Source organism: Mesorhizobium sp. M0140, assembly GCF_040322475.1.
In the GTDB taxonomy this organism is placed as follows: Bacteria; Pseudomonadota; Alphaproteobacteria; order Rhizobiales; family Rhizobiaceae; genus Mesorhizobium.
Genome location: NZ_JAMYTM010000054.1, coordinates 1 through 24,184, shown reverse-complemented (window position 1 = coordinate 24,184; position 24,184 = coordinate 1). Strand labels below are relative to the sequence as shown.

General features: G+C 62.9%; 25 protein-coding genes. 6 read left to right on the top strand and 19 right to left on the bottom strand.

Annotation, left to right across the window (positions count from 1 at the left end; genetic code table 11):
* Positions 1 to 82 precede the first annotated feature (82 nt).
* Entirely contained in the window at positions 83 to 526 is a 444-nt protein-coding gene (locus NKJ37_RS30830) for a CHRD domain-containing protein (RefSeq protein ID WP_352443077.1), read from the bottom strand.
* 147 nt (positions 527 to 673) lie between these two features.
* Positions 674 to 1,957, bottom strand: a complete 1,284-nt coding sequence (locus NKJ37_RS30825) for a cystathionine gamma-synthase family protein (protein ID WP_352776328.1) — start codon at positions 1,955 to 1,957, stop codon at positions 674 to 676.
* Positions 1,958 to 2,082: 125 nt separating this feature from the next.
* Between NKJ37_RS30825 and NKJ37_RS30820 the strand changes: the two genes are divergently transcribed.
* Positions 2,083 to 2,541: an Lrp/AsnC family transcriptional regulator gene (locus NKJ37_RS30820; RefSeq protein ID WP_352443078.1), complete on the top strand. Its 459-nt coding sequence runs from the start codon at positions 2,083 to 2,085 to the stop codon at positions 2,539 to 2,541.
* A gap of 50 nt (positions 2,542 to 2,591) precedes the next feature.
* On the opposite strand, the gene NKJ37_RS30815 is transcribed toward NKJ37_RS30820, so the two are convergent.
* The 4 genes from NKJ37_RS30815 to NKJ37_RS30800 all read right to left on the bottom strand — a co-directional run bounded on the left by NKJ37_RS30815 (position 2,592) and on the right by NKJ37_RS30800 (position 6,798).
* Entirely contained in the window at positions 2,592 to 3,563 is a 972-nt protein-coding gene (locus NKJ37_RS30815; protein ID WP_352443079.1) for an ABC transporter substrate-binding protein, read from the bottom strand.
* A gap of 40 nt (positions 3,564 to 3,603) precedes the next feature.
* Complete coding sequence (locus tag NKJ37_RS30810) at positions 3,604 to 4,758, bottom strand: ABC transporter permease (RefSeq protein ID WP_352443080.1); 1,155 nt, start codon at positions 4,756 to 4,758, stop codon at positions 3,604 to 3,606.
* Positions 4,755 to 5,633, bottom strand: a complete 879-nt coding sequence (locus NKJ37_RS30805; RefSeq protein ID WP_352443081.1) for an ABC transporter permease — start codon at positions 5,631 to 5,633, stop codon at positions 4,755 to 4,757. The genes NKJ37_RS30810 and NKJ37_RS30805 overlap by 4 nt, the downstream gene beginning before the upstream one ends.
* Before the next feature lie 373 nt (positions 5,634 to 6,006).
* Positions 6,007 to 6,798, bottom strand: coding sequence for an ABC transporter ATP-binding protein (locus NKJ37_RS30800; RefSeq protein WP_023813186.1), 792 nt, complete (start codon positions 6,796 to 6,798; stop codon positions 6,007 to 6,009).
* A gap of 127 nt (positions 6,799 to 6,925) precedes the next feature.
* Between NKJ37_RS30800 and NKJ37_RS30795 the strand changes: the two genes are divergently transcribed.
* Positions 6,926 to 7,330 carry a cupin domain-containing protein gene (locus NKJ37_RS30795; protein ID WP_127296050.1) on the top strand — a complete coding sequence of 135 codons (405 nt, stop codon included), beginning with the start codon at positions 6,926 to 6,928 and terminating at the stop codon, positions 7,328 to 7,330.
* A 35-nt stretch (positions 7,331 to 7,365) separates the two neighbouring features.
* On the opposite strand, the gene NKJ37_RS30790 is transcribed toward NKJ37_RS30795, so the two are convergent.
* The 3 genes from NKJ37_RS30790 to NKJ37_RS30780 all read right to left on the bottom strand — a co-directional run bounded on the left by NKJ37_RS30790 (position 7,366) and on the right by NKJ37_RS30780 (position 10,503).
* On the bottom strand, positions 7,366 to 7,701 hold the full coding sequence (locus NKJ37_RS30790; protein ID WP_352776326.1) for a hypothetical protein: 336 nt from the start codon (positions 7,699 to 7,701) through the stop codon (positions 7,366 to 7,368).
* Positions 7,702 to 7,739: 38 nt separating this feature from the next.
* Entirely contained in the window at positions 7,740 to 9,191 is a 1,452-nt protein-coding gene (gene hydA / locus NKJ37_RS30785) for a dihydropyrimidinase (RefSeq protein WP_352776324.1), read from the bottom strand.
* Positions 9,192 to 9,252: 61 nt separating this feature from the next.
* A complete protein-coding gene (locus NKJ37_RS30780) occupies positions 9,253 to 10,503 on the bottom strand; it encodes a Zn-dependent hydrolase (RefSeq protein WP_352776322.1) in 1,251 nt (416 codons plus the stop codon).
* Between the two features lie 121 nt (positions 10,504 to 10,624).
* Between NKJ37_RS30780 and NKJ37_RS30775 the strand changes: the two genes are divergently transcribed.
* Entirely contained in the window at positions 10,625 to 11,263 is a 639-nt protein-coding gene (locus tag NKJ37_RS30775; RefSeq protein WP_013530908.1) for a TetR/AcrR family transcriptional regulator, read from the top strand.
* A 112-nt stretch (positions 11,264 to 11,375) separates the two neighbouring features.
* On the opposite strand, the gene aptA is transcribed toward NKJ37_RS30775, so the two are convergent.
* Positions 11,376 to 12,704: an omega-aminotransferase AptA gene (aptA, locus tag NKJ37_RS30770; protein WP_352776321.1), complete on the bottom strand. Its 1,329-nt coding sequence runs from the start codon at positions 12,702 to 12,704 to the stop codon at positions 11,376 to 11,378.
* A 226-nt stretch (positions 12,705 to 12,930) separates the two neighbouring features.
* On the opposite strand from aptA, the gene NKJ37_RS30765 reads away from it, so the two are divergent.
* Positions 12,931 to 13,566: a TetR family transcriptional regulator C-terminal domain-containing protein gene (locus NKJ37_RS30765; RefSeq protein WP_352674529.1), complete on the top strand. Its 636-nt coding sequence runs from the start codon at positions 12,931 to 12,933 to the stop codon at positions 13,564 to 13,566.
* Between the two features lie 4 nt (positions 13,567 to 13,570).
* Here NKJ37_RS30765 and NKJ37_RS30760 read toward each other — a convergent pair whose 3' ends face one another.
* Positions 13,571 to 14,458, bottom strand: coding sequence for a helix-turn-helix transcriptional regulator (locus tag NKJ37_RS30760; RefSeq protein WP_352674532.1), 888 nt, complete (start codon positions 14,456 to 14,458; stop codon positions 13,571 to 13,573).
* A 103-nt stretch (positions 14,459 to 14,561) separates the two neighbouring features.
* Here NKJ37_RS30760 and NKJ37_RS30755 point away from each other — a divergent pair, with 103 nt between their 5' ends.
* Complete coding sequence (locus NKJ37_RS30755) at positions 14,562 to 15,404, top strand: SDR family oxidoreductase (protein WP_352776320.1); 843 nt, start codon at positions 14,562 to 14,564, stop codon at positions 15,402 to 15,404.
* Complete coding sequence (locus tag NKJ37_RS30750; RefSeq protein WP_352443085.1) at positions 15,404 to 16,126, top strand: SDR family oxidoreductase; 723 nt, start codon at positions 15,404 to 15,406, stop codon at positions 16,124 to 16,126. The genes NKJ37_RS30755 and NKJ37_RS30750 overlap by 1 nt, the downstream gene beginning before the upstream one ends.
* A gap of 31 nt (positions 16,127 to 16,157) precedes the next feature.
* Here NKJ37_RS30750 and NKJ37_RS30745 read toward each other — a convergent pair whose 3' ends face one another.
* The 8 genes from NKJ37_RS30745 to NKJ37_RS30710 all read right to left on the bottom strand — a co-directional run bounded on the left by NKJ37_RS30745 (position 16,158) and on the right by NKJ37_RS30710 (position 24,014).
* A complete protein-coding gene (locus NKJ37_RS30745) occupies positions 16,158 to 16,406 on the bottom strand; it encodes a hypothetical protein (RefSeq protein ID WP_128303451.1) in 249 nt (82 codons plus the stop codon).
* A 59-nt stretch (positions 16,407 to 16,465) separates the two neighbouring features.
* Positions 16,466 to 17,227, bottom strand: a complete 762-nt coding sequence (gene otsB / locus NKJ37_RS30740; RefSeq protein WP_502900968.1) for a trehalose-phosphatase — start codon at positions 17,225 to 17,227, stop codon at positions 16,466 to 16,468.
* 17 nt (positions 17,228 to 17,244) lie between these two features.
* Entirely contained in the window at positions 17,245 to 19,038 is a 1,794-nt protein-coding gene (locus NKJ37_RS30735; protein WP_352776318.1) for an alpha,alpha-trehalose-phosphate synthase (UDP-forming), read from the bottom strand.
* Between the two features lie 141 nt (positions 19,039 to 19,179).
* Entirely contained in the window at positions 19,180 to 21,342 is a 2,163-nt protein-coding gene (locus NKJ37_RS30730; protein ID WP_352551725.1) for an amylo-alpha-1,6-glucosidase, read from the bottom strand.
* A gap of 50 nt (positions 21,343 to 21,392) precedes the next feature.
* Positions 21,393 to 22,454, bottom strand: a complete 1,062-nt coding sequence (locus NKJ37_RS30725) for a glycosyltransferase family 4 protein (protein ID WP_352776317.1) — start codon at positions 22,452 to 22,454, stop codon at positions 21,393 to 21,395.
* Positions 22,455 to 22,568: 114 nt separating this feature from the next.
* Positions 22,569 to 22,946, bottom strand: a complete 378-nt coding sequence (locus NKJ37_RS30720; protein WP_352443091.1) for a DoxX family protein — start codon at positions 22,944 to 22,946, stop codon at positions 22,569 to 22,571.
* Between the two features lie 62 nt (positions 22,947 to 23,008).
* Positions 23,009 to 23,467, bottom strand: a complete 459-nt coding sequence (locus NKJ37_RS30715; RefSeq protein WP_023813202.1) for a carboxymuconolactone decarboxylase family protein — start codon at positions 23,465 to 23,467, stop codon at positions 23,009 to 23,011.
* A gap of 43 nt (positions 23,468 to 23,510) precedes the next feature.
* Positions 23,511 to 24,014 (bottom strand): RrF2 family transcriptional regulator, encoded by a 504-nt coding sequence (locus NKJ37_RS30710; protein ID WP_023813203.1) that lies wholly within the window; start codon positions 24,012 to 24,014, stop codon positions 23,511 to 23,513.
* Between the last annotated feature and the right edge of the window lie 170 nt (positions 24,015 to 24,184).

Here is a 24,184-nt window from a genome sequence, read left to right as displayed (position 1 = left end):
CTGGCCTCCAATCCAGCCAGCATCTTGAATCACAAACATCCGGCTTTGGGAATCCTACGATTCTCTCAAAATAGGAATCGCTCTATTTCGCGGCCTCGATCTGTCCGCGGATTTCGCCGTCCCTGTTGGCTGCCGTGTGCAAATTGACATAATCCTTGCCGCCCATCAGGTCGGCGGCCTGCGCGTCGGTCAGCACGGCCGACCCTTTGATCGGGCTCTTGAGCTTGCCCTTGAACGGGATCGCCACCCCGGCGTTTTCACCCATCGCGGCTGGGCCGTGAATATGCCCGGCGGTCGCCGACCCGCTGAGGCCGGAATATTTGACGTTCCAGCTGAGTTTCTTCGTGGCCGTGTCGAAGGTAAGAGCTGCGGTGCCCTTGCCTTTTGTGGTCACCGGCGGGTTCTGCTGGGCGCCGTCGAGCGTCGCTTTCAGCTTCACCGTCTCGGCCAGGGCCGGCGCTGCCGTAAGGAAGGACGCCGAGATGGCCAGTGCCGAAAGCATCGGCGCCAAGGATTGGATACGCATGAGGATCTCCGTTTGCTGATGACATCCAGCCACGGCTCCCCGGCGCGCGGATGTATCGGCACAACGCTTATAAGAGCGAATGGCTGCGCGCGAGTAACACTTACGTGCAAACTAATGGACCGCGCGATACCCCGGATACGGGGAGCGTCAGACCGCCGCCAGCGCCTGCGTCAGGTCGGCGATCAGATCGTCCGGGTGCTCCACGCCGATCGACAGCCTGACCGTGGTCTCCAGCACGCCGATGCGCTCGCGCACCTCGAAGGGTATGCCCGAATGCGTCATGGCCGCGGGGTGGCTGGCCAAGGATTCCGTTCCGCCCAGGCTCACCGCCAGCTTGAAGATCTGCAGGTTGTTGAGAAAGGCGAAAGCCGCCTTCTCTCTGCCCTTGATATCGAAGGAGAAGGTCGAGCCGGCACCAGTGCATTGCGCCCTGTAGGTGCGACCAGCCGGCGTGTCCTCGCCCAGGAACGGCAGGTAATGCACCTTCTCGACCTTGGCATGGTCGCGCAGGAATTCGGCGACCAGCCGCGCATTGTCGTTGGCCCGCTCCATGCGGATCGACAGCGTCTCCAGCGAGCGGCCGAGCATCCAGCAGGAATGCGGGTCGAGCTGCGTGCCGATCGCGCCGCGCAGCGCCTTGATCGGCTTGGTGACCGCCTTGCCGCCCATGGCGGCCCCCGCGATCAGGTCGGAATGGCCGCCGACATATTTGGTCAGCGAATAGACGGACACGTCGGCGCCATGTTCGATCGGCCGCTGGAACACCGGGCCGAGCAGCGTGTTGTCGCAGACGACGATCGGCGTCGACCCCTGGCTCGCGCCGATCTCGTCGGCGATCTTGCGCATCAGCGCGATATCGACCAGGCTGTTGGTCGGATTTGACGGCGTCTCGATCAGGATGACCGACACGCGGCCCTTCGCGACGGCGGCGTCGGAGGCCGTGCGCACCGCCGTCTCGCCGACGCCGTCCGCGAAACCGACAGCACCGATGCCGAAACCGGAGAGCGTGCGCGTCAAAAGCGTCTCGGTGCCGCCGTAAAGCGGCTGCGAATGAAGGATGACGTCGCCCGGCCTGATATAGGCGAGCAGTGTCGTGGCGATCGCCGACATGCCTGATGAAAACAGGATGCAGGCATCCGTCCCTTCATAGATCGCCAGACGGTCCTCGACGATCTCGCTGTTGGGATGGTTAAAGCGCGAATAGACCAGGCCGGACGCCGTGCCGCTCGGCGGCTCCTTGCGGCCGGAGGTGTAATCGAAGAAGTCGCGTCCTTCTTCCGCCGACTTGAACACGAAGGTCGAGGTCAGGAACACCGGCGGCTTGACCGCGCCTTCCGAAAGCTGCGGATCGAAGCCATAGCTCAGCATCAGCGTCTGCGGGTGGAGCTTGTGGTTGCCGATATGGGTTTTCGACGGGCGTGGCGCGGTCATGATCTTTCCTGCCTGTTCGAGTGAAATATTGAACGGCAATTTATGCGATCCTGTTCCACCAGTTCTTGCTATTTTGGGGCTCTCATGGCTGCATTCCCGCAACAAATTGCCCGGAGAGACCGAACGTGCAGCAGAAGATAGCCGACGATTTCGACCGCAAGATCCTGCGTGAGCTGCAAGCCGACGCCCGCATCACCAACCACGAGCTTGCCGAGCGGATCGGTCTGTCGCCATCGCCCTGCCTGAGGCGGGTGCGGCGGTTGGAGGAGACCGGAATTATCAGGGGCTACACCACGCTGGTCGATCCCTCAGCCTTTGGCTGGAGCATGGTCGCCATCGCCACCATCCGGCTCAGCCGTCAGAACGAAGACGAGATCGTGATGTTCGAGGACGCGATCCGCGGCTGGGAAGAGGTGCTGGAATGCCACCTCGTCACCGGCTCGCGCGACTATGTGCTGAAGGTGGTGACGGGAAGCCTCGAACAGTACGAGCGCTTCATCAAGGAAAAGATCGCGCGGCTGAAATGCGTCGCCTCGATCGAAACCAGTTTCGTCATGAACACCATAAAGGAACGGCGCCTCTGACATTTCTGCCGGAGGCGCCGCTTTCTGGATAAATGTGTTGCCGACTAGGCTTACTTGACTGCCTTGTCGGTGATGGCGGTGGTGTAGGCGCCGGTCGGCTCCTTGGTGATGATCTTCTGGTCGAGCAGCGCCTTGGCGGTGCGTTCGTAGGTCGCCGGGTCGAGCTTGCCGTCGGCATTGTCGATCAGCTTGGCGACTTCGCTCATCATGCGCTTCTGGTGGTTCTCGTCCTGGCCGCCGCCGTCCATGACGATGCCCGCGGCCTCGTCATTGTTGTCGATGGCGTATTTCCAGCCCTTCATCGAGGCGCGCACGAAACGCACCATCTTGTCTTCGAAGGCCGGGTCCTTGAGCTTGTCTTCGGACGCATAGAGCCCGTCCTCGAGCAGGTCGTTGCCCATGGTCGAGTAGTTGAACACGGTCAGCTGTTCGGGCTTGTAGCCGGCGTCGATCAACTGCCAGTACTCGTTGTAGGTCATGACCGAGATGCAATCCGCCTGCTTCTGGATCAGCGGCTGCACGTCGAAGCTCTGCTTCAAGACGGTGACGCCGTCCGGGCCGCCCTCGGTCTTGAGGCCGAGCTTGTTCATCCAGGCATAGAACGGATACTCGTTGCCGAAGAACCAGACACCGAGCGTGTGACCCTTGAAGTCGGCTTCGGTCTTGATCGGGCCGTCCTTCGGGCAGACCAGCTCCATGCCTGCCTTCTTGAACGGCTGGGCGATGTTGACCAGCGGCACACCCTTTTCGCGGGCAGCCAGCGCACCGCCCATCCAGTCGACGATGACATCGGCGCCGCCGCCGGCGATCACCTGCTCGGGCGCGATATCGGGACCGCCCGGCTTGATGTCGACGTCGAGACCTTCGGCCTCATAGAAACCCTTGGCCTTGGCGACATAGTAGCCGGCAAACTGGGCCTGCGTGACCCATTTCAGTTGCAACGTCACCTTGTCGGCGGCCATTGCCTGGAACGCGGCGAGCGACATCGCGCCGGCCAGAACGGGAATAATCAGTCTTTTCATTTTTTTACCCTCTGAAGTTAGTGCCCTAAACCCACCGCCCCTATCCACCACGGACAGAGGGATGCCAAAACGTGACGGCTCTTTCGACAAGAGCGACCACGCCATAAAAGACCGAACCCGCAAGTGCTGCAACTGCGATTTCGGCCCAGACCATGTCGATGTTCATCCGCCCGACCTCGGTCGAGATGCGGAAGCCCATGCCGACGACAGGCGTGCCGAAGAACTCGGCAACGATGGCCCCGATCAGCGCCAGCGTCGAGTTGATCTTCAGCGCGTTGAAGATGAAGGGCGCTGCTGCCGGCAGCCTGAGCTTCAACAGGGTTTGCCAGTAGCCCGACGCATAGGTGCGCATCAGGTCGCGCTCCATGTGGCCGGAGGCGGCAAGGCCGGCGACCGTGTTCACCAGCATCGGGAAGAAGGTCATGATGATGACCACCGCCGCCTTGGACTGCCAGTCGAAGCCGAACCACATCACCATGATCGGTGCCACGCCGATGATCGGCAGTGCCGAGACCATGTTGCCGATCGGCAAGAGGCCGCGCCGCAGGAACGGCACGCGATCGGCGAGGACCGCGGTGATGAAGCCGGCGCCGCTGCCCACCACATAGCCGAAGATCACCGCCTTGAAGATGGTCTGCCTGATATCGGCGCCGAGCACCGGCAGCGAACCGGCAATGCGTGCGCCGATGGCGCTTGGCGGCGGCAGCAGGATGAAGGGTATGCCGGCCCCGCGCGTCACCGCTTCCCAGATGATCAGTATCCAGGCGCCGAAGATGGCCGGGATGATCAGGCGCAACGCGGTCCGCGCCCATTTGGCGAAAGGACGCAATGATGACAGCACCGCCACGCAGCGCCAGCCAAGCAGCCAGGCACCCGTGAGCAGCAGGAAATAGGGCGCCCGTGCCAGGCCCTCGAAGCCGGCGATGCCGCCAATCAGCAGCCAGGCGACCAGATGTGCGCCGATGAAAAGCACAACCGCTTCGACGACGGACGGTATTCTGGCCATCGTGATCAAGGCAACAAGAAGCAGCACGCCGAAGATCAGCCAGTTCGTCGCCGCATAGGGATATATCAACGTCCCTGCGGGCTGCGCCAGTGCATCCACTTTCGGCGCGGCGATCGCGCCGAGCGCCACAGCGATCAGGCACAGCACGATCGCCAGCACCGCTTGCCAGGAGGGTTTCAGCCAGTTCATGCCGGCCTCCCGCCCATGGCGCGGTCGACGAGGCGCCCGGCAATGCCGACCACCATGACCAGAAGTGCGGCCACCACCGAACCGGCGACCAGCGCCGACCAGATGTCGATGGACTGGCTGTAATAGGCGCCAGCCAAAAGCTTGGCACCGATGCCGGCGACAGCGCCGGTCGGCAGTTCGCCGACGATGGCGCCGACCAGGCTTGCCGCCACCGCCACCTTCATCGAGGTGAACAGGAACGGCACCGAAGCCGGCACGCGCAACTTCCAGAAGGTTTGCGCACGACTGGCATTGTAGGTGTGCATCAGGTCGAGATGCATGATCTCGGGCGAGCGCAGCCCCTTCACCATGCCCACAGTCACCGGGAAGAACGACAGATAGGTGGAGATCATCGCCTTCGGGATCAGGCCGCTGATGCCGATCGCCCCCAGCACGACGATGATCATCGGCGCCACCGCCAGGATGGGGATGGTCTGCGAGGCGATGATCCACGGCATCAGGCTGCGGTCGAGCGTCGCCACATGCACGATGCCGACCGCAATGATGATGCCGAGCGCGGTGCCGAAGGCAAAGCCGAGCAGCGTCGACGACAGCGTCACCCAGGCATTGTAGACGAGGCTGCGGTTCGAGGTGATGGGCCGCAGGAAGGTGTTCTCGAAGAAATTCACCGCCACCTGGTGCGGCGCCGGCAATGTCGGCTTCGGCTGCGACAGCGTCTTGCCGATGAGTTCGCTAAACGTGGAGGTCTCATTGGCACGGCGGTCGAGATCACGCTGGAACGGCGCGTTGAGGATGACGGCGAAAACATACCAGAGCACGACCACGCCAGCGAGGATGGAGGTGACGGGGATGAGTTTGTCGCGGAAGGTGTCCATCTAGCAGGCCTCGCCGGACAGGCGTGCGCTCTGCGTAACGCGAGCGACCCACCACGCGTTCGTCATCCTAGGGCGAAGCAAGGAGCGAAGCGACGCGGCGCAGACCCTAGGATCCATGCCGTTACCTCTCCGCTCCGCAACGGTGCCGAACATGATCCCCTCTGCCTCGCCCTGCTTGGCCGATACTCTCAACCGTTTTGGCCTTTCGGCAGACGTCACGGCATGCATCCTAGGGTCTGCGCTCGCCGCTTCGCATCGGCTCCGCCCTAGGATGACGAAGGCGCGGGTGGCCGCCCCCTCACCCGACCTCCGCTTCGCTCCGGCCCTCCTCTCCCCGGTGGTGGGGAGAGGAGGGAGCCCGTCGTTTGCTCCCTCAATCATCATAGCTGTGCCCTGCCCGCAGCCCGTCACGCACGCGCGCTGCGATCGCCAGAAACTCCGGCGTCTCGCGGATGTCGAGCGGCCGCTCTCTCGGCAGCGTCGATTCGATGATGTCGCTGACGCGGCCCGGCCGCGGTGACATGACGACGATGCGCGTCGACAGATAGACGGCCTCCGGAATGGAGTGGGTGACGAAGCAGATGGTCTTGTTGGTGCGTCCCCACAATTCCAGCAATTGCTCGTTGAGATGGTCGCGCACGATCTCGTCAAGGGCGCCGAACGGCTCGTCCATCAGCAGCAGGTCGGCATCAAAGGCCAGCGCACGGGCAATCGAGGCGCGCTGCTGCATGCCGCCCGAGAGCTGCCAGGGATATTTCTTTTCGAAGCCAGAGAGGTTGACGAGGTCGAGCGTGCGCTTGATACGCTCGCCTTGCTCCGCCTTGGACAGACCCATGATCTCCAGCGGCAGCCCGACATTGCGCTCGATCGTCCGCCACGGAAACAGCGCGGCGGCTTGGAAAACATAGCCATAGGCGCGTTTCTCGCGCGCCTGTTCTGCTGTCATGCCGTTGACCGAAATCGTCCCCGAGGTCGGCTTCTCCAAATCGGCGATGACGCGCAGCAGCGTGGTCTTGCCGCAGCCCGAAGGCCCGATGAAGGAGACGAACTCCCCTTTGCCGATGGTGAGATCGACATTGGACAGCGCCTGCACCGGCCCGTCATTGGTCTGGAAGGTCAGTCCGAGTTTGCTTGCCGCGACGACGGCTGGCGAAGTCCCCGTCATCGGCTGCCGCCTGCCTGTTTCCGTCCCTGCGGCGGCTGGAATCCGATTGCTTTTATCGCGATGTTGTTTTCCACTCGCCCTGTCCCATTGGTCTTGTCCCACTCGATCGACGCCCGGAGTTTCCCCGATGTCGCCCAAACCCACTTGTCATCTTATCCGCCCTGAAAGCACTTATGAAGGCAAGCAGGGATTGACCTATTTCGCCGGCATTACCGCCGAAACCGTCGGCGCCTCCGGCATCTGCATGCACATGCTCACCATCCCGCCCGGCGCGCGCGCCAAGGCGCATATGCATGAGAGCCACGAGACGGCGATCTATGTGCTCTCCGGCGAAGTCCACACCTGGTACGGCGACCGGCTCGAGCATCATATCGTCACCAAGGCCGGCGACCTTTTCTATATTCCCGCCGGCGTGCCGCATCTGCCGGCCAATCTGAGCAGCGCCCCGTCTTCGGCCGTCATTGCGCGCACCGATCCCAACGAACAGGAAAGCGTCGTCCTGCTGCCGGAACTGGATGCGCTGGTCGCGTGAGGCCAGCATCGACGGAATGGCCGCCATCGGCACCGTCACGAACATAATTGCAGCGGCCCCATTTCCTCAAGGCCGGGGATGGTGACGAAGAAACCATCCTCTCCCTTGTTGGTGACCACGACGGTTTCGATTGTCGTTCCCGCCTCGCCTTCCGCCGAACAGGTCGCGCCAAGCGATTGCGCGCCCAGCACCGATGTCAATTGCTGTGTGAACCGGCAGCCGCTGCCATAGGTCTCGACGCCTTCGGCGGTCAGCACGATATAGGCATCGCTCTCCTGATAACCGGCTTTGACGCCGGCGCAGCCGACATCATTGCCCCAGGAGCCGGCCAGTAGGCCGTCCGCTGCTGCCGGACCTGAGGCAGTTGCCATCAGGACCAACGAAATGAGCGCGGCCGAACGCGCCAAGCTCAAACCCCGGTCGCCGGGATGCCGGTGCGTTCCACCTTTCGCGGCGCGGAAATCTCTTTCCACGTCGACAGCGCCCGGTTGACCGCCGCATTCGGCTCGCGGCCGACGAATTCTCCATGCCCGGGTTTGGCCTTGATCTCGGCCTCCTGGATCGACAGTTCGCCACGCGAGAACACGAACCGCGGCAGACCGGTCACCTCGAACCCTTCGAACACGTTGTAGTCGATGACGGACTGCTGCTGCTTAGAAGTGATCTTCTTCTTTCGCTTGGGATCCCAGACGACGATGTCGGCATCCGCGCCTTCGACGATGGCGCCCTTTTTCGGATACATGTTGAGGATCTTGGCGATGTTGGTCGAGGTCACCGCGACGAACTCGTTCATCGTCAGCCGGCCGGTGTTGACGCCTGTGGTCCACAGCACCGGCATGCGGTCTTCGAGCCCGCCGGTGCCGTTCGGGATCTTGGTGAAATCGCCGATGCCGTTACGCTTCTGCTTGGTGGTGAAAGCGCAATGGTCGGTCGCCACCACCTGCAACGAGCCCGCCTGCAGGCCGGCCCACAGCGAATCCTGGTGCAATTTGTTGCGGAAGGGCGGGCTCATCACGCGGCGCGCCGCATGATCCCAGTCTTTGTCGAAATACTCGCTCTCGTCCAGCGTCAGGTGCTGGATCAGCGGTTCGCCGAACACCCGCATGCCCTTCTGCCGCGCCCGGCGGATCGCCTCGTGGCTCTGCTCGCAGGAGACATGCACGACATAGAGCGGCACGCCGGCCATGTCGGCGATCATGATGGCGCGGTTGGTCGCCTCGCCTTCCACTTCGGGTGGCCGTGAATAGGCGTGGCCCTCGGGGCCGTTGTTGCCGTCAGCCAGCAGCTTCTGCGACAGGGCGGCAACGACGTCGCCATTCTCGGCATGCACCAGCGGCAGCGCGCCGAGATCGGCGCAGCGCTGGAACGACGCATACATCTCGTCGTCGTCGACCATCAGCGCGCCCTTGTAGGCCATGAAATGCTTGAACGAGGTGATGCCCTTGTCGACGACAGTGGCCATCTCGTCGAACACCTGCTTGCCCCACCAGGTGATCGCCATGTGGAAGGAATAGTCGCAGGACGCCTTCGAGGTCTTGTTGTCCCACATCTGCAAGGCTTCGAGCAGCGACTGCTGCGGCGCCGGCAGGCAGAAATCGACCACCATCGTCGTGCCGCCGGAGAGCGCCGCGCGCGTGCCGGATTCGAAATCATCGGCCGAATAGGTGCCCATGAACGGCATTTCGAGATGGGTGTGCGGGTCGATGCCGCCCGGCATGATATAGCAGCCGGTGGCATCGAACTCGTGGTCGCCATGCAGGCCCGAACCGATGGCCACGATCTTGCCGTGCTGCATCAGGACATCGGCCTTCCAGGTGCGGTCGGCAGTGACGATGGTGCCGTTTCGGATGACTTTGGTCATTGGTTGTTCCGTTGTTCTTGCCGCGCTTCTTACGAGCGTCGTTTGAAGGTAGATTCTAAGCTCACTCCACGATGACAGCCGTCTCCACCACCGCGTGGAACAAAACGTCCGCGCCCGCCGAAGCCCATTCCTTGGTGATCTCCTCGGCCTCGTTGTGGCTGAGGCCATCGACGCAAGGGCACATCACCATGGCGGTGGGCGCGACGCGGTTGATCCAGCAGGCGTCGTGGCCGGCGCCGGAGACGATGTTGCGGTGGGAATAGCCGAGGCGTTCGGCGGCATCACGGATCGCCTTGACGCAGCCGGCATCAAAGGTCACCGGATCGAAAGCACCGACCTGTTCGATCTCGTAGCGAATGTCGAGTGCATCGCAGATCGTGTCGATGCCTTCGCGGATGCGGCCGTCCATCGCGTCCAGCACTTCCTTTTCCGGCGAGCGGATATCGACGGTGAAGACGGTGCGCCCGGCGATGATGTTGCGCGAATTGGGATAGACCTCCATGTGGCCGACCGCGCCGACGGCATCGGGCTGGTAGTCCATGGCGATCTCGTGCACCAGTTCGATCACCCGCGCCATGCCGAGCCCGGCATTGCGGCGCTTGGGCATCGGCGTCGAGCCGGTGTGGGCTTCCTTGCCGGTCAGCGTCACCTGCAGCCATTTAAGGCCCTGGCCATGGGTGACGACACCAATGTCGATATCTTCGTCCTCGAGGATCGGACCCTGTTCGATATGCAGTTCGAAGAAGGCGTAGATCTTACGGTCGCCGACCTTCTCGCTGCCCTTCCAGCCGATGCGCTCGAGTTCCTCGCCGAATTTCTTGCCCTGTTTGTCGACATGCCCGTACACATCGGCCTGGTCGAGCACGCCGGCGAACACGCCGGACGCCATCATCGCCGGCGCGAAGCGCGAGCCCTCCTCGTTCGTCCAGTTGGTGACGACGATCGGATGTTTGGTCTTGATGCCGAGATCGTTGAGAGAGCGCACCACTTCAAGCCCACCCAGCACGCCGAGCACGCCGTCATACTTGCCGCCGGTCGGCTGCGTATCGAGATGGCTGCCGACATAGACCGGCGGCAGGCTGGGATCGGTGCCTTCGCGGCGGGCAAACATCGTGCCCATTTCATCGACGCCCATTTCGAGCCCGGCCGCATCGCACCAGCGCTTGAACAGATGCCGCCCTTCGCCGTCTTCGTCGGTCACGGTCTGACGATTGTTGCCGCCGGCAATGCCGGGGCCAATCTTCGCCATCTCCATGATGGAATCCCACAAACGGTCTGAATTGATTCGCAGATTCTCGCCGGGTGCGGCCATCTTGAGTTCCCATCTACACCAGGGTTCTTGTCGCCCCTTGAGTGATTTACAGCTTGACCGTATGGTCAGCTTTTAAACTACACAACCTGACCAAGCGGTCAACTAAAATCTTGGGGTAGACATGGCAGAACCCACCCGCCCCATGCGGCGACAGGAGATCCGACGAGAGAATGAAAAAACCATTCTCGTCGCTGCCGAGAAGGTGTTTGCGGAGGCAGGGTTCGGCGGCGCCACGATGCAGTTGATCGCGGATCTGGCGGGACTGCCGAAGGCAAATCTCCACTATTATTTCGCCACCAAGGAAGAGCTTTACCGGTCGGTAGTTCAAAACATCTTTGAAATCTGGCTACAGGCGGCCAATTGCTTCGACGCGGCGCGCGGACCCATAGACGGCATCAGTGCCTATATCGACGCCAAGATGGAAATATCACGCCGCCATCCTGACGGCTCGAAGGTCTGGGCCTCTGAAGTGATGCACGGTGCGCCGGTGCTTCAGGACTATATGGAATCGACGCTGCGCGAATGGACGGACGGCCGCGTCGAGATCATCAGGCGCTGGATCGAGGAAGCCAAGATGGACCCGGTGGATCCGCGCCATCTGCTCTATATGCTTTGGGCTACGACCCAGCACTACGCCGATTTCGGTCACCAGATCGAGACGCTCAATGGCGGCAAGCCGCTGTCCGACCGGCAATGGCGGGAAGCCAAGGAAAATATCAAGCGGGTGATCCTGACCGGGATCGGCGCGTTGCCCGCCTGACTGTAACCGTTCGTTGCAGCAAAAGATCAGGTCGGCGCGCTGCCGCGCCGCCCCCACCCGACCGCTTCGCGGCGACCCTCTCCTCCAGGGCGAGGGATATCGTGTCAGTCCGTCAATCGATGGACCTCAGCACTTCGCGCACATGGTCGATCAATTCGTTGATCTGGCCCTTGGTGATGATCAGCGGCGGCGACAGCGCGATGATGTCGCCGGTGGTGCGGATCAGCGCGCCGCGCTCGAACGCCTTGACGAAGGCCGAGAAGGCCCGTTTGGTCGGCTGGCCGGCGATCGGCGCCAGCTCGATCGCACCGATCAGGCCGATGTTCCTGATATCGATGACGTTCGGCTCGCCTTTCAGCGAATGCAGCGCGTCTTCCCAGTACGGCGCCAGCTTCTCGCCACGGGTCAGCAGGCCCTCTTCCTTGTAGGTGTCGAGCGTGCCGAGTGCGGCCGCGCAGGCGATCGGGTTGCCCGAATAGGTGTAGCCGTGGAAGAACTCGATCATGTGCTCGGGGCCGGTCATGAAGGCGTCGTGGATCTCCTTCTTCACGAACACAGCGCCCATCGGGATGACGCCGTTGGAGACGCCCTTGGCGGTGGTCATGATGTCGGGCGTGACACCGAAATAGTCGGCGGCGAACGGCGTGCCGAGACGGCCGAAACCGGTGATGACCTCGTCGAAGATCAACAGGATGCCATGCTTGGTGCAGATTTCGCGTAGCCTCTCGAGATAACCCTTCGGCGGCAGGATGACGCCGGTGGAGCCGGCGACCGGCTCGACGATGACGGCAGCGATGGTGGAAGCGTCGTGCAGAGCGACGATACGCTCCAGTTCGTTGGCGAGTTCCGCGCCATACTCCGGCACGCCCTTGGTGAAGGCGTTCTTTTCCGGCAGATGCGTGTGCGGCATATGGTCGACGCCGCCGAGCAGCGTGCCGAACATCTTGCGGTTGGTGACGATGCCGCCGACCGAGATGCCGCCGAAATTGACGCCGTGATAGCCGCGCTCGCGGCCGATCAGCCGGGTGCGCGAGCCCTCGCCCTTCACACGGTGGTAGGCGATGGCCATCTTGAGCGCAGTCTCGACCGATTCCGATCCGGAATTGGTGAAGAAGACATGGTCCATGCCTTTGGGCGCGAGGTCGACCAGGCGGTTGGCCAGTTCGAAGACGATCGGATGGCCCATTTGGAAGGCCGGCGCATAGTCCAGCTCGGCAGCCTGCTGCTGGATCGCCTCGGTGATCTTCGGCCGGCAATGGCCGGCATTGACGCACCACAGGCCGGCGGTGCCGTCGAGCACCTTGCGGCCGTCGCTGGTCGTGTAGTGCATGTCCTTGGCGGACACCATCATGCGCGGCGCCTGCTTGAACTGCCGGTTTGCCGTGAACGGCATCCAGAATGCGCTGAGATCGTTCGGCGTGACTTTCAGCCGGTTGGACATGACCAGGACTTCCCCTTGTAAACTGTTTCGCTGCGCCCAACGCTTGGCCTTTGCCGCGTTTTCATGCTACGCAAATTTTTGACCGATTGGACAAACGTTAGCACCGCCCTCTCGGCGGTCAAGGATTACTAGCGGAAATGCGGCACCTGAACTGCGTTCCACAGGCTAGGGAAAAACTGGTCCAGAGAATTGGTCCAGATGACCCTCAACACGAGGGCTTGCAACGGTGACCACCGGCACGGACGCCCCTCGCCGCACCCGCATCCAGCAGGAAAAGCGCGAACTCATCCTGGAGGCGGCGCTCGAGGTTTTCTCCGCCAACGGTTTCCGCGGCTCGACCATCGACCAGATCGCCGAAGCCGCAGGCATGTCGAAGCCCAACCTGCTCTATTATTTCCGCCGCAAGGAAGACATCCACGAAACGCTGATGCAGCGCCTGCTCGACACCTGGTTGGCGCCACTGCGCGAACTCGACGACATTGGGGATCCCCTTACCGAACTGCGCAGCTACATCAGGCGCAAGCTGGAGATGGCGCGCGATTTTCCACGCGAGAGCCGGCTGTTCGCCAACGAGATCCTGCAAGGCGCGCCGCGCATCATGCCGCTGCTGGCCGGAGAGTTGAAGACGCTGGTCGACGAGAAGGCCGCCGTCATCAAGGGCTGGATGCGCGCCGGCAAGATCGCCAAGACCGATCCGTGGCACCTGATCTTCTCGATCTGGGCGACGACGCAGCATTATGCCGATTTCGACGTCCAGGTCCGCGCCGTGCTCGGGCCGAACCGCGGCGGCGACGGCCGCTTCGAGGATGCTGCAAGGTTTCTTGAGCAGTTGTTCCTCGATGGGCTGAAGCCGAAGGGCTGACGCCTCAGGCGCTGCGCCGCTGGGCCGGCAGTTCATCCAGCAATGTCTGCAGCTTGGCGATCGAATTCTGCTCGGCGAGCGGCGTGTAGACGATCAGCTTCATGTCCGAGCCGTCGCCGATCGACAGGCTCATATGCTCGAAGCTCATGGCGCCCGCGCTCGGGTGCCGGACATGTTTCACCCCCGACAATCGGTGTGCGACGTCGCGCTGCGGCCACCAGGCACGAAATTCGGGGCTCGAACGCGTCATCAACTCGATCAGCCGCTCGAAATCCGGATCGCCGACATAGCGGGCGCTCGCCGCCCGGAACGAGGCCAGCACGGTGCGCGCCAGTTGCTCCCAGTCGACCAGCAGGCGCCGGTGGTGCGGGCTCGTGAACACCATATGGATGATGTTGCGGGCATCCCCTTCCAGCAGGCCATAATCGCCGAACACCGCCACCGCCGCCGGGTTCCAGGCCAGCACGTCCCAGCGCCGCCCGACCACATAGGCCGGCTGCAGCACCAGGCTCTGCAGCATGTGCAGCAAGGGGCCGTCGACCCTTTCCGGCGCCACCGCACGGCACTCAGGCCGCTGGCGGTCGGCAAGGATGAACAGATGCTGTTTTTCGGCCGCGTCGAGGCGCAGTGCTTCGGCAAGTGCCGTAAGCACCTCGACCGAGGGCCTGACCTCCCGCCCCTGCTCCAGCCATGTGTACCAGGTCGTGCCGACGCCGGCGATCATCGCGACCTCCTCGCGGCGCAAGCCCGGCGTGCGCCGCCTGAGACCAGTCGCGATGCCGGTGGCCGAGGGCGTCAGCCTTTCGCGGCGCGAACGCAGGAAGGCGCCGAGTTCGCGCCGGCGGCTGTCTTCGGCCGAACGTGTTGGAGCAGCGACGGGTTGGGAATCCATGTGCCTAGTATAGCAGTATTGATACCAGGATAAAGTTTGAACTGTTTGGCCCGCGCCAACTGTCCCATCTTCCGTTCAGAGCAACAGAACGGAGGCTCTGAACATGGAACTCAAAGACAAGACGATCCTCATCACCGGCTCGACAGATGGCGTCGGCCGCGTCGTCGCGCAACGGCTCGGCGCCGCGGGCGCCCGTGTGATGGTGCATGGCCGCGATGCGAGGCGCGGCAAGGCTGTTGTCACCGAGATCGAAGCGGCCGGCGGCATGGCGGAGCTTCTGGTCGCCGACCTCTCTTCGCTGGCCGAAGTGCGCCGGCTTGCCGAAGCCGTGCGCGCCCGGACGGGCCGGCTCGACATCCTCGTAAACAATGCCGGAATCGGCACGGCGGGCCAAGGTGCCAAAAGACAGATCAGCGCCGACGGCTACGAACTGCGCTTCGCGGTGAATTATCTCGCCGGTTTCGTGCTGACATCGGAGCTTCTGCCGTTGCTGAAGGCGAGTGCGCCGGCCCGCATCGTCAATGTCGCCTCGGCCGGACAGCAGGCGGTCGATTTCAGCGATGTCATGCTGACCCGCTCCTATGACGGCGTGCGCGCCTATTGCCAGAGCAAGCTGGCGCAGATCCTGTTCACCGTCGATTTGGCCGAACAGTTGAAAGGTACCGGCGTCACCGTCAACGCGCTGCACCCGGCGAGTTACATGAATACCACCATGGTCCGGCAGGCTGGTGTGACGCCGTGGAGTTCGGTCGAGACCGGTGCCGAGGCCATCCTCAACCTCGCCGCCTCACCCGCGCTCGACGGAAAACGCGGCCTCTATTTCGACGGCCTGCGGGAATCCCGTGCCGACGCCCAGGCTTATGACGCCAAGGCAAGGCAACAGTTGCGAGCCTTGAGCCTCGATCTCATCGGCACGGCCTCCCCCACATCGAAGGAAGACCATTGATGACCAAGACAATCCAACATGCCGTCATCATCGGCGGCTCGTCCGGCATCGGCCTGGCGACGGCACGCAAGCTGCTCGGCCCGGGCATGAAGGTGACCATCACTGGGCGCAATGAGGACAAACTGAAGAGCGCTTGGAAAAACCTTGGTGGCGCTGCCGAGAAGGCTGCTTTCGACGCCTCGAAGCCGGATGAGGTCCGCCAGTTCTTCGAGAGCCTCGGGCCTATCGACCATCTGGTGCTGGCGGCCAGCGGCGGCAAGGGCCTTGGCCCCTTCCCGACGCTTGACCTGAGCGACATCGGCAGTGGCGTCGATGAGAAAGTCCGGCCGCAGCTGTCCTGCCTGCAGGCGGCCCTGCCGACGCTGAACAAGGCCGGCTCGGTGACCTTCGTCTCGGCGGTCTCGGCGCAACTCGCGACGCCCGGCGTTGCCGGCATCGCCGCCATCAACGGCATGCTGTTGACCGTGGTGCCGATTCTGGCGGTGGAACTGAAGCCGCTGCGCGTCAATGTCGTGGCGCCCGGCGTCATCGACACGCCCTGGTGGGATTTTCTGGCCGAGGAGCAAAAGCAAACGATCTTTGCCGACTATGCCGGCAAGACCCCGGTCGGCCGCGTCGGCCGGGCCGAAGACGTGGCCGACGCAATCGCCTTCCTCGTCTCCAACGGCTTCATGACCGGCCAGGTGCTGACCTGCGATGGCGGCCTGCGATTTGCGGCATAGGAACAGCGATTATCGGGCTCCGGCGGGACCCTTAATTGGCCTTCTTTGGAACACGGTCGTTCTCGTCCGCAGGCCTGTCGCCTGTCGGTTTTGCCGAAACAGGCTTTTCCGGCACATGGGAATAGTCAGATGTATCCGCCCCATACATCTTGTTGTCGACCGCTTCTTGCCAGCTGAAATCCGCGTCCGACGGTGAAACGTCGGCAATCTCATGGCGGGAGGAGCGAGAGTGCAGCCAGTTCGGGGTGATCTCTCGGACCAATTGTGCAAAGCGTCCCATCGAAACCGTTCCTTTCCTTGTCTTTTCCAGGAGGCGCGATCGCGGTGCGTCAGCTGGACCTAAAGTTGACCTCTCAGCCAGGCTAGCGTCTCGGCAACGCCGGCCAGCCCGTACTGCGCGGTGGTTTGCGCCGGTGGTTTGACCCGTATCGATATGCCGCCCGCATCATTGACGGTTTCGAAGCCGTTTTCGTCCGACGTGTCGTCGCCCAGGAAGACCGGGCGGCGGCCCGTGAATGGCGCGATGTCCATGAATCGCCGGATCGCGGCGCCCTTGGCGGCCTCGAGCGGCAGCAACTCCACACCGGCATTGCCGGCAATCACCCGGTAGCCCTTTGGCAGCGTGGCCAGCGCCTGCTCGACAAGCTGCGTCGCACGCGGAAGCAGATGGGGGGCGGCGCGCGTGTGGATGGCCAGCACCCGTCCTTTGCGCTCGATATAAGCCCCACGACCGAGCTCGGCCTCGATCTCGTCGGCAAGCGCAGAAATATCCGCCGGCTCGTCCGCTACTTCGACGTCGTCGTTCGGCAGGAGCCGGTGCTCCAGTCCATAGAGCCCGGCGGCGCGCAGTTTCAAAGGTTGAAACAGATGGTCGACAGCCGCAACGGAGCGGCCTGTTATGAAGGCCAATGCCCCGTCCAGCTTGCGGTCCAGGCCTTGCAGCAAGGAGCGAAGCTCGTCGCTGACCGAGACGGCGTCCGGGTGCTCGGCATGTTCCAGCAGGGTGCCGTCGATGTCGAGGAACAACGCCCATTCGCCGGTCAGCACAGTCTGCGGTTTCGGCATGACGGCCTGCGGCTTTTGCGGGCTTTCGCTGATCATCTTTTGCAGGACCTCGTTCATGACATGACTACCCGTTTGCGCTCGAACATGGACACGACATTGTCGACGCTAGGCGGCCGGTCACCGACACCGGTTACCCGGTCGAGGTCACCGCGCTTGCGCAAGCGCGCTGCATCCAGAAGCATGCTGCCGGCCCAGCGATAGACATTGTTGTTGCGGATCGTCTCGCGCATGGGCCGCATGCGCTCGCGCTGTTCGTCTGAAGTCATGATCAGCGCCTGCAACAGCGCTTCGCTCATCATGGCGGCGTCGTAAGGGTTGACGATCAGCGCCTCCAGCAATTCGCGCGAGGCGCCGGCGAAGGTGCTGAGCATCAAGACGCCCTGTTCGTCGTCGCGCGCCGCGACGAACTCCTTGGCGACCAGGTTCATGCCGTCATGCAGGCTGGTGACCATGCATATGTCGGCGGCGCGATAGATCTCGTAGACCTGTTCCTGTGAGTGATGCTCGGCCACCATGACCACCGGCCGGTAACCCTCGCTGCCATAGCGTTGGTTGAGCTCCTCGGCATAGCGGTGGCATTCGTCGTGGAGCAGCTTGTAAGCCGGCAGCGTGCCGCGGCTGGGGGCCGCGACCTGCAGGAAAACCAGTTTTCCGATCCATTCAGGGTATCGCTTGAACAATTCGTCCAGCGCCTGAAACCGATCCAGAATGCCCTTGGTGTAATCGAGACGTTCGACTCCCACGGCCAGCTTCACATCCGCTTTCAGTCCGAACCTGTTGCGCAGGCGGGCGCGGCAGTCATCGACATGAGGCAATTTTGCCAACAGGTCCGCCGGCCATTCTATCGAGATGGGATAGGCGTGCACCAGCGTCGTCTGGCCACCATAGGAGATCGCCGCATCGGCCCGCTCGATGCGGCTTTCCAGGAAGCGATCGACGCTTTCGGTGAAATTGTTGGCGTGGAACTGGGTGTGGAAACCGATGATAGAGCTGCCGAGCAGCCCCTCGAGGATGCGTTCACGCCAAGGGCAGATGCTGTACACCTCCGAGTTCGGCCATGGGATGTGCCAGAAGGTGATGACGATCGCCTCCGGCAGGCGCTCGCGGATCATGCGCGGCAGCAGCGCGAAGTGGTAATCCTGGACCAGCACGATCGGCCGCTCGTTGCGCGCTTCGGCAACCACCGTATCGGCAAACTTCCGGTTAACGGCTTCATAGGCAGCCCAGTCGGAGGCGCGAAAAATCGGTCGGGTGAAGGCGATGTGGCAAAGCGGCCAGAGCCCCTCATTGGCGAAACCGAGATAATAACCCTGATGTTCTTCCTCCGTCAGCCAGACCCGGCGCAGCGTATAGGACGGATGGCCGGGAGGCACCTGTACCCGGTCGTGGTCGTCGACGGTGAGGCGGTCCGCCGTTCCGCCGCCATAGGCGATCCAGGTGCCGCCACAGGCGCGGGTGATCGGCTCGAGCGCGGACACCAGCCCGCTGGCCGGCACCAACAATTCGACGCCATCATCCCTGATGTTATCATCCCTGATGTTGTGGATATAGGGTTCGCGGTTCGACACCACGATGACCTGCGCATCGGGCAGATCGTCGGCGAGGATCTTGCGCAATGTCTCGGGCGACCACGTCACCAGCGCCGCATCGGCCGATTGGCCGTTCTTTTCGAACTCACGTATCACCTTGCGCGCCGCCTCCGCGGCCACGTCTTCGCCCGCTGTATGGGCAACCGCCGGAGGGTGGCTGCGGCGCTGCCGCGATAGGGAGAGGAATACGGCAAGAGCGGAAAAACCGAGGCTCGCGAAGATCAGAACCCAGAGCAGTTCCGCACCGTAGTTTGTCATTGAATGTCAACTCACCCGGCCGTTGGCGACCGTTTGTTCGTGTTTCCCGTTTGAAAAGGTCCGCCGACCACGTGGTCAGCGTTCGGACCTGTATTTTTGCAACGCACAAAGCTCGGATCGGTTCCGCCAATTTTGTTCGGATCATGTCCTTACGATGAGCGGCACCAGCCCTTCATGGCGGTCGGCAACGAAAGCGACGACCCGGTCGCCGACGCGCTGGAAGGTGAGATCGACCACCCGGTCGCCGACGCCCAGGTGCCGCAGTGTCAGCGTGTCGATGCCGATCGGCAGCCTGGGACGGCTAACGCGAATCTCACCATCCCAGCCGTCGATCTCCAAGCCAAGGCAGGCCTGCATCAGCATGAAAGCGGAGCCCGCCGACCACGCCTGCGGCAGGCAGGCGACGGGATAGGCGATGGGTGCTTCGCCCGGCGCACGTGTAAAACCGCAGAACAGTTCGGGCAGCCGCATGTTGAAATGGACTGCGGATTCGAATGTGCCGCTCATCAGGCGAACCACGCTTTCGCGCTCGCCATAGCGCGCCAGGCCGGCACCGCACAGGGCGGTGTCGTGCGGCCAGATCGAGCCATTGTGGTACGACATCGGATTGAAGAACACGGCATCGTCGGCGAGCGTCCGCAGTCCCCAGCCGGAATGGAAGGAGGCGGAAAGCAGCTGGTCGGCGACCATCTGGGCCCGCGCCGGCTCAGGCAATCCGACAAAAAGCAGATGCCCGGCATTCGAGGTCCGCACCTTGCAGGGCTCGCCCGCACCGTCGATCGCGAGGGCATAGAAGCCGAGATCGTCAAGCCAGAAATCGCGTTCCACGGCGACCCGCATCGCCTCGGCGCGACCATCCCAATGGTCGGCCCTGTCGTCCTCCCCACGGCGGCGGGCAAGCTTGGCCAGCCCCCGGAAAGCGGCAAAGACATAGCCTTGCACTTCGACCAGGGCGATCGGACCCTTGGGAATGCGGCCATCGGCATGGAAGACCGAATCGAAACTGTCCTTCCATCCCTGGTTGGCGAGGCCGGACTCGGCCGCTCGCTGGTAAGTGACGAATCCGGTCTCCCGGCCCGCCTCCTCCGTCCATTCGGCCGCAGCGCACAGCGATGGCCACAAGCCGTCGATGAACGCCATGTCACCGGTACGATCGGCGTAGGCACAAGCAAGATAGATGTAGAGCGGTGTCGTATCGACGCCACCGTAGTAGCGGCCGAAGGGGAGCTCCCGCAGCGCCACCATTTCGCCCTTGCGGGTCTCGTGCATGATCTTGCCCGGCTGCGAATCGCTGAACGGCGATGTCTCGGTCGCCTGATGCTGGGCCAGAAAGGCCAACACGCCCCGCGCCAGGCCCGGATTGAGCCACAGCATCTGCAGTGCCGAGATGACGCCGTCACGACCGAACGCCGTCGAGAACCAGGGGATGCCGGCATAGGGATAGGGGCCGGTCGCCAGTTCGGTGGTCAGCAGCGCGACATCGGCGCGGGCGCGCTCGACCCAGTCGTTGAAGACGCGGCCCGAGCTGCGCACCGTCGCGCCATGGCGACGTTTGGCCCGCATGCCAAAGCGGGCGCGGGCGGCAGCGGCGCGAAACCGGTCGCGGTCGGGCTTATCGGCCACCTCGGGACCGACCTCGACATAAAGCACCTTCCTGCTGCGCTTGGTGACGGCGATCAGGAAATCGGCACGGGTGGCTGTCAGTTGGTCCGGCGCCTGCGAGAACGATATCGCAGAGAGGCGGGCCAGGCCGTCGAGCCCGTCATAGCGCAGCAGGACGGACGTCGCGTCTGTTTCGGCGGCATGGGCCAGCCCGCGCTTCAGCCGTGTCGAGCCGCGCACTTCGAACATGTCGCGGAAATCGGCGGAATAGTGCAGGGAAACGCTGATCGTCGAATGTTCCCGGCTGTAATTGGAAAGCGTGATGCGCTCGAACAGCCTGTCCTGCCAGAGCAGTCTGACGCGTTCGATGTGAATGGCTCCCTGCGGGATGTCGCGTCCACCGGCGCTCTGTATCGGCAGATTGGTCAAATTGGTGGTGAACAGCACATTGTCCTGGCTGAGCGAGGCGCCGAGCAGCGATGTCTGCCTGCCGCCGACGGTCAGCCGGAACTCGGAAAGAACCCGTGTGTCGTCGCGAAAGAAACCGTCGCCGGCTCCGCGTATGTCGCCATAGGCGTCGGCAACCGCGAAGCAATCGCCCTGCTTGAGGGCAAACAACCGATGCGGCTCGCGAGGGGCGGTGGCGTCGAGCGATGCAAGCGCAACCGCGGGATCGAGCTGGCGCTCATCGAGTTGGGCCATTCGTCAAAGATCCCTGTTGTTTCGTTGTCGTGGCTCGAGCACGTCGTTGCTCAAGACGCCTTCGCCGCGCTCGGGACGCCGATCAGGCCCGCATAGGCGGCCAGATAATCGCCAGCCATTCTTCGAGCGGAGAACCGCTTTTCGAAAACGGCCCTCACCTTTCGCCTGTCGAGTTGCAGCAAGTCGGGCACCGCGGCGACCGCGCCGTCCACCGTGCCAGCGATGAAACCGGTGACGCCTTGATCGATGATCTCGGGCAGCGCGCCGCAATTCCAGCCGATGACCGGCGTGCCGCAGGCCATGGCCTCGATGGCGACAAGGCCGAACGGCTCCGGCCAGTCGATCGGGAACAGCAGGCCGGCCGCCTTGCCGAGAAATTCCGCCTTCTGGTCCTCCTCGATCTCGCCGACATAGACCACGCGATCGCCGTCGATCAAAGGCTCGACCACCTCACGGAAATAGGCGCGGTCGTCGTCGCCGATCTTTGCCGCAAGCTTCAGCTTGAGGCCTGAGCGCATAGCGATCTCGATGGCGCGGTCCGGGCGCTTGTCGCGTGAGAACCGGCCGAGGAAGGCAAGGTAGGGTTCTTCCGCCGTCGTCTCAAAAGTCGGTTCGTAGAGAGTGGTCGGCAATCCGTGATGGATCGTCGCCAACCAGTTGGCGTTGGCAAAGCCCGCCTTCTGGCTGTGCGAAATGGAAATCAGGGGAAAACGAGGGAACCGTTCATAGGCCGGCGCCAGGTCGACATAATCCAGCCTGCCATGCGGCGTCGTCACCGTGCGGTCGGCGAGATCCTCGAAGAAGGAAAAGTGCAGGAAATGGCTGAGATGGAAGTGGATGACATCGAACTCCGACGCCCGGTCCCTCACCTGCGCAAGCATCGACAGATGCGCCGCGATCTCGGATTTAAGCGGACGCGGATCAAGGCGCAGCGCGCGTTCCCGGCTGGGTACCAGCGTCGCGGAAGTCTGGCTGTCGCCACTGGCGAACAGCGTCACCTCATGGCCCAGATCGACCAGCGCTTCGGTCAGATACGAGACGATGCGCTCGGTGCCGCCATAGAGTCTTGGCGGCACCGATTCATAAAGCGGCGCGACATGGGCGATTTTCATATTCCATCCTGGATGCTGGGCATGCAGGTGTGAAATGCGTCAACGGCTCGATTGGTTCCGATTTTATGATCGAGCCCTGGGCACCAGAGGCCGCAGTCGGCATGGAACTGTGCGTCAAACAGATTGCGCGATCAGGGTCAGAAAGCCACCGCTCAGCGCGACATTGCCGACGAAGCCGTTGATGCGGGACGCACGGTCCGGACCCTGATGGTCCCAGAAATTGTGAAACATCGGCGTGGCGACGATGAGGAACAGCAGCAGCACCGCGGCCGCGAGTGCCGTCCACAATCCTGCGATGACCAGCACGCCGGCGGCGATCTGAAGCACGATGCCGAGCCACAGCGCCAATCCTGCCTGCGGCACACCGCGCGCGGCCATCAGCTGGGTCAGGAAGGCCGCGTTCTGGATGTTGCGCAGGCCGGCGAAGACGAAGGCGCCGCCGAGCAACAGGCGAGCGAGAAACAACAAGGTCGAAGGCAAATCGGCAGGCATCAAACGCTCCCTTTGAAAGTGGAGCGCCGCCTTTCGACGGCGCTCCCAACATAACCGGACAATCAGGCGGCCTTGGCCGCCGGCACCGGGTGAATGGCCTGGAACGGGATGCACAGCCGGTTCCAGGTGTTGATCATGCCGAGCGCAACGGAAAGCTTGACCAGTTCCTCTTCCGAGAAATGCTCGAGCGTCTTTGCATAGAGTTCGTCCGGCACGCCATTGCTGGCGATCAAGGTGACGGCTTCGGTCCAGGCCAGGGCAGCGCGTTCGCGCAGGGAAAACAGCGGCGATTCCTTCCAGGCTGAAACCAGATAGAGCCGCTGCTCGGTCTCGCCGTCGCGCCTCGCCTCGCGGCTGTGCATCTCGACGCAGAACGAGCAGCCATTGATCTGCGATGCCCTGAGCTTGATCAGGTGCAGCAGGCTCACCTCGAGCCCGCATTCGTCCACCGCCTTGTTGAGCGCCGACACAGCCTTCATGATCTCCGGCGCCTTGGCGAAAAATTGCAGCCTCTGTTTCATCTTCCTGTCCTTTCAAATCTGCTTTGGGTTTGGGTCTACGGGGTTAACTGGATTTCTGCGGCCGCTGGTGGCGCTCGACGAAGGCGCAGCTCGCAGCAAGCGACCTGGGATCGCCTTCTGCCGCATAGGTGGCCACGATATCGGACAGCTTGGTCTCGGCGAGCGCGGCGCGATAGGCACGCTCGGCCTTCAGCATCGCGGCGTTGATGCCGCAGGGTTTGACATAGGCCGAAGCATCGAGCTTCACCGGACCGCGCTGGCGGATCTCGCCGCAACGGAAAGCCGGCTCGCGCCCTTCGATGGCCAGCACGATGTCGAGCAGCGTGATGCGCTCGGCCGGCCGCGCCAGCCGATAGCCACCGGCAGGCCCGGGCACCGATTCCAGGATGCGCGCCGCGCTCAGCATGTTGAGATGCTTCAGCAGATAGCTAGGCGACAGGCCAAAGGACTCGGCCAGAGCGGCGCCAGGCATGGTGCTGTTCCCCTCCACACTAGCCAGCGTGGCAGCGCAATGGATAGCTGCCTCAACGCCCTCGCCCAGCTTCATTGGATCGGCTCCTTTATCATGGATATATACTATCGTGGATAATTATTATCTGCAATAGGAAAATTAAAAACGGCGCTCGAAAGCGCTAATGCAGTTCACTTAGGCACCTTCAGTGTTCTGACAGGATATTTGGCTGGTAGCTTTTTGACGACACGGGGGCATGATCGCCC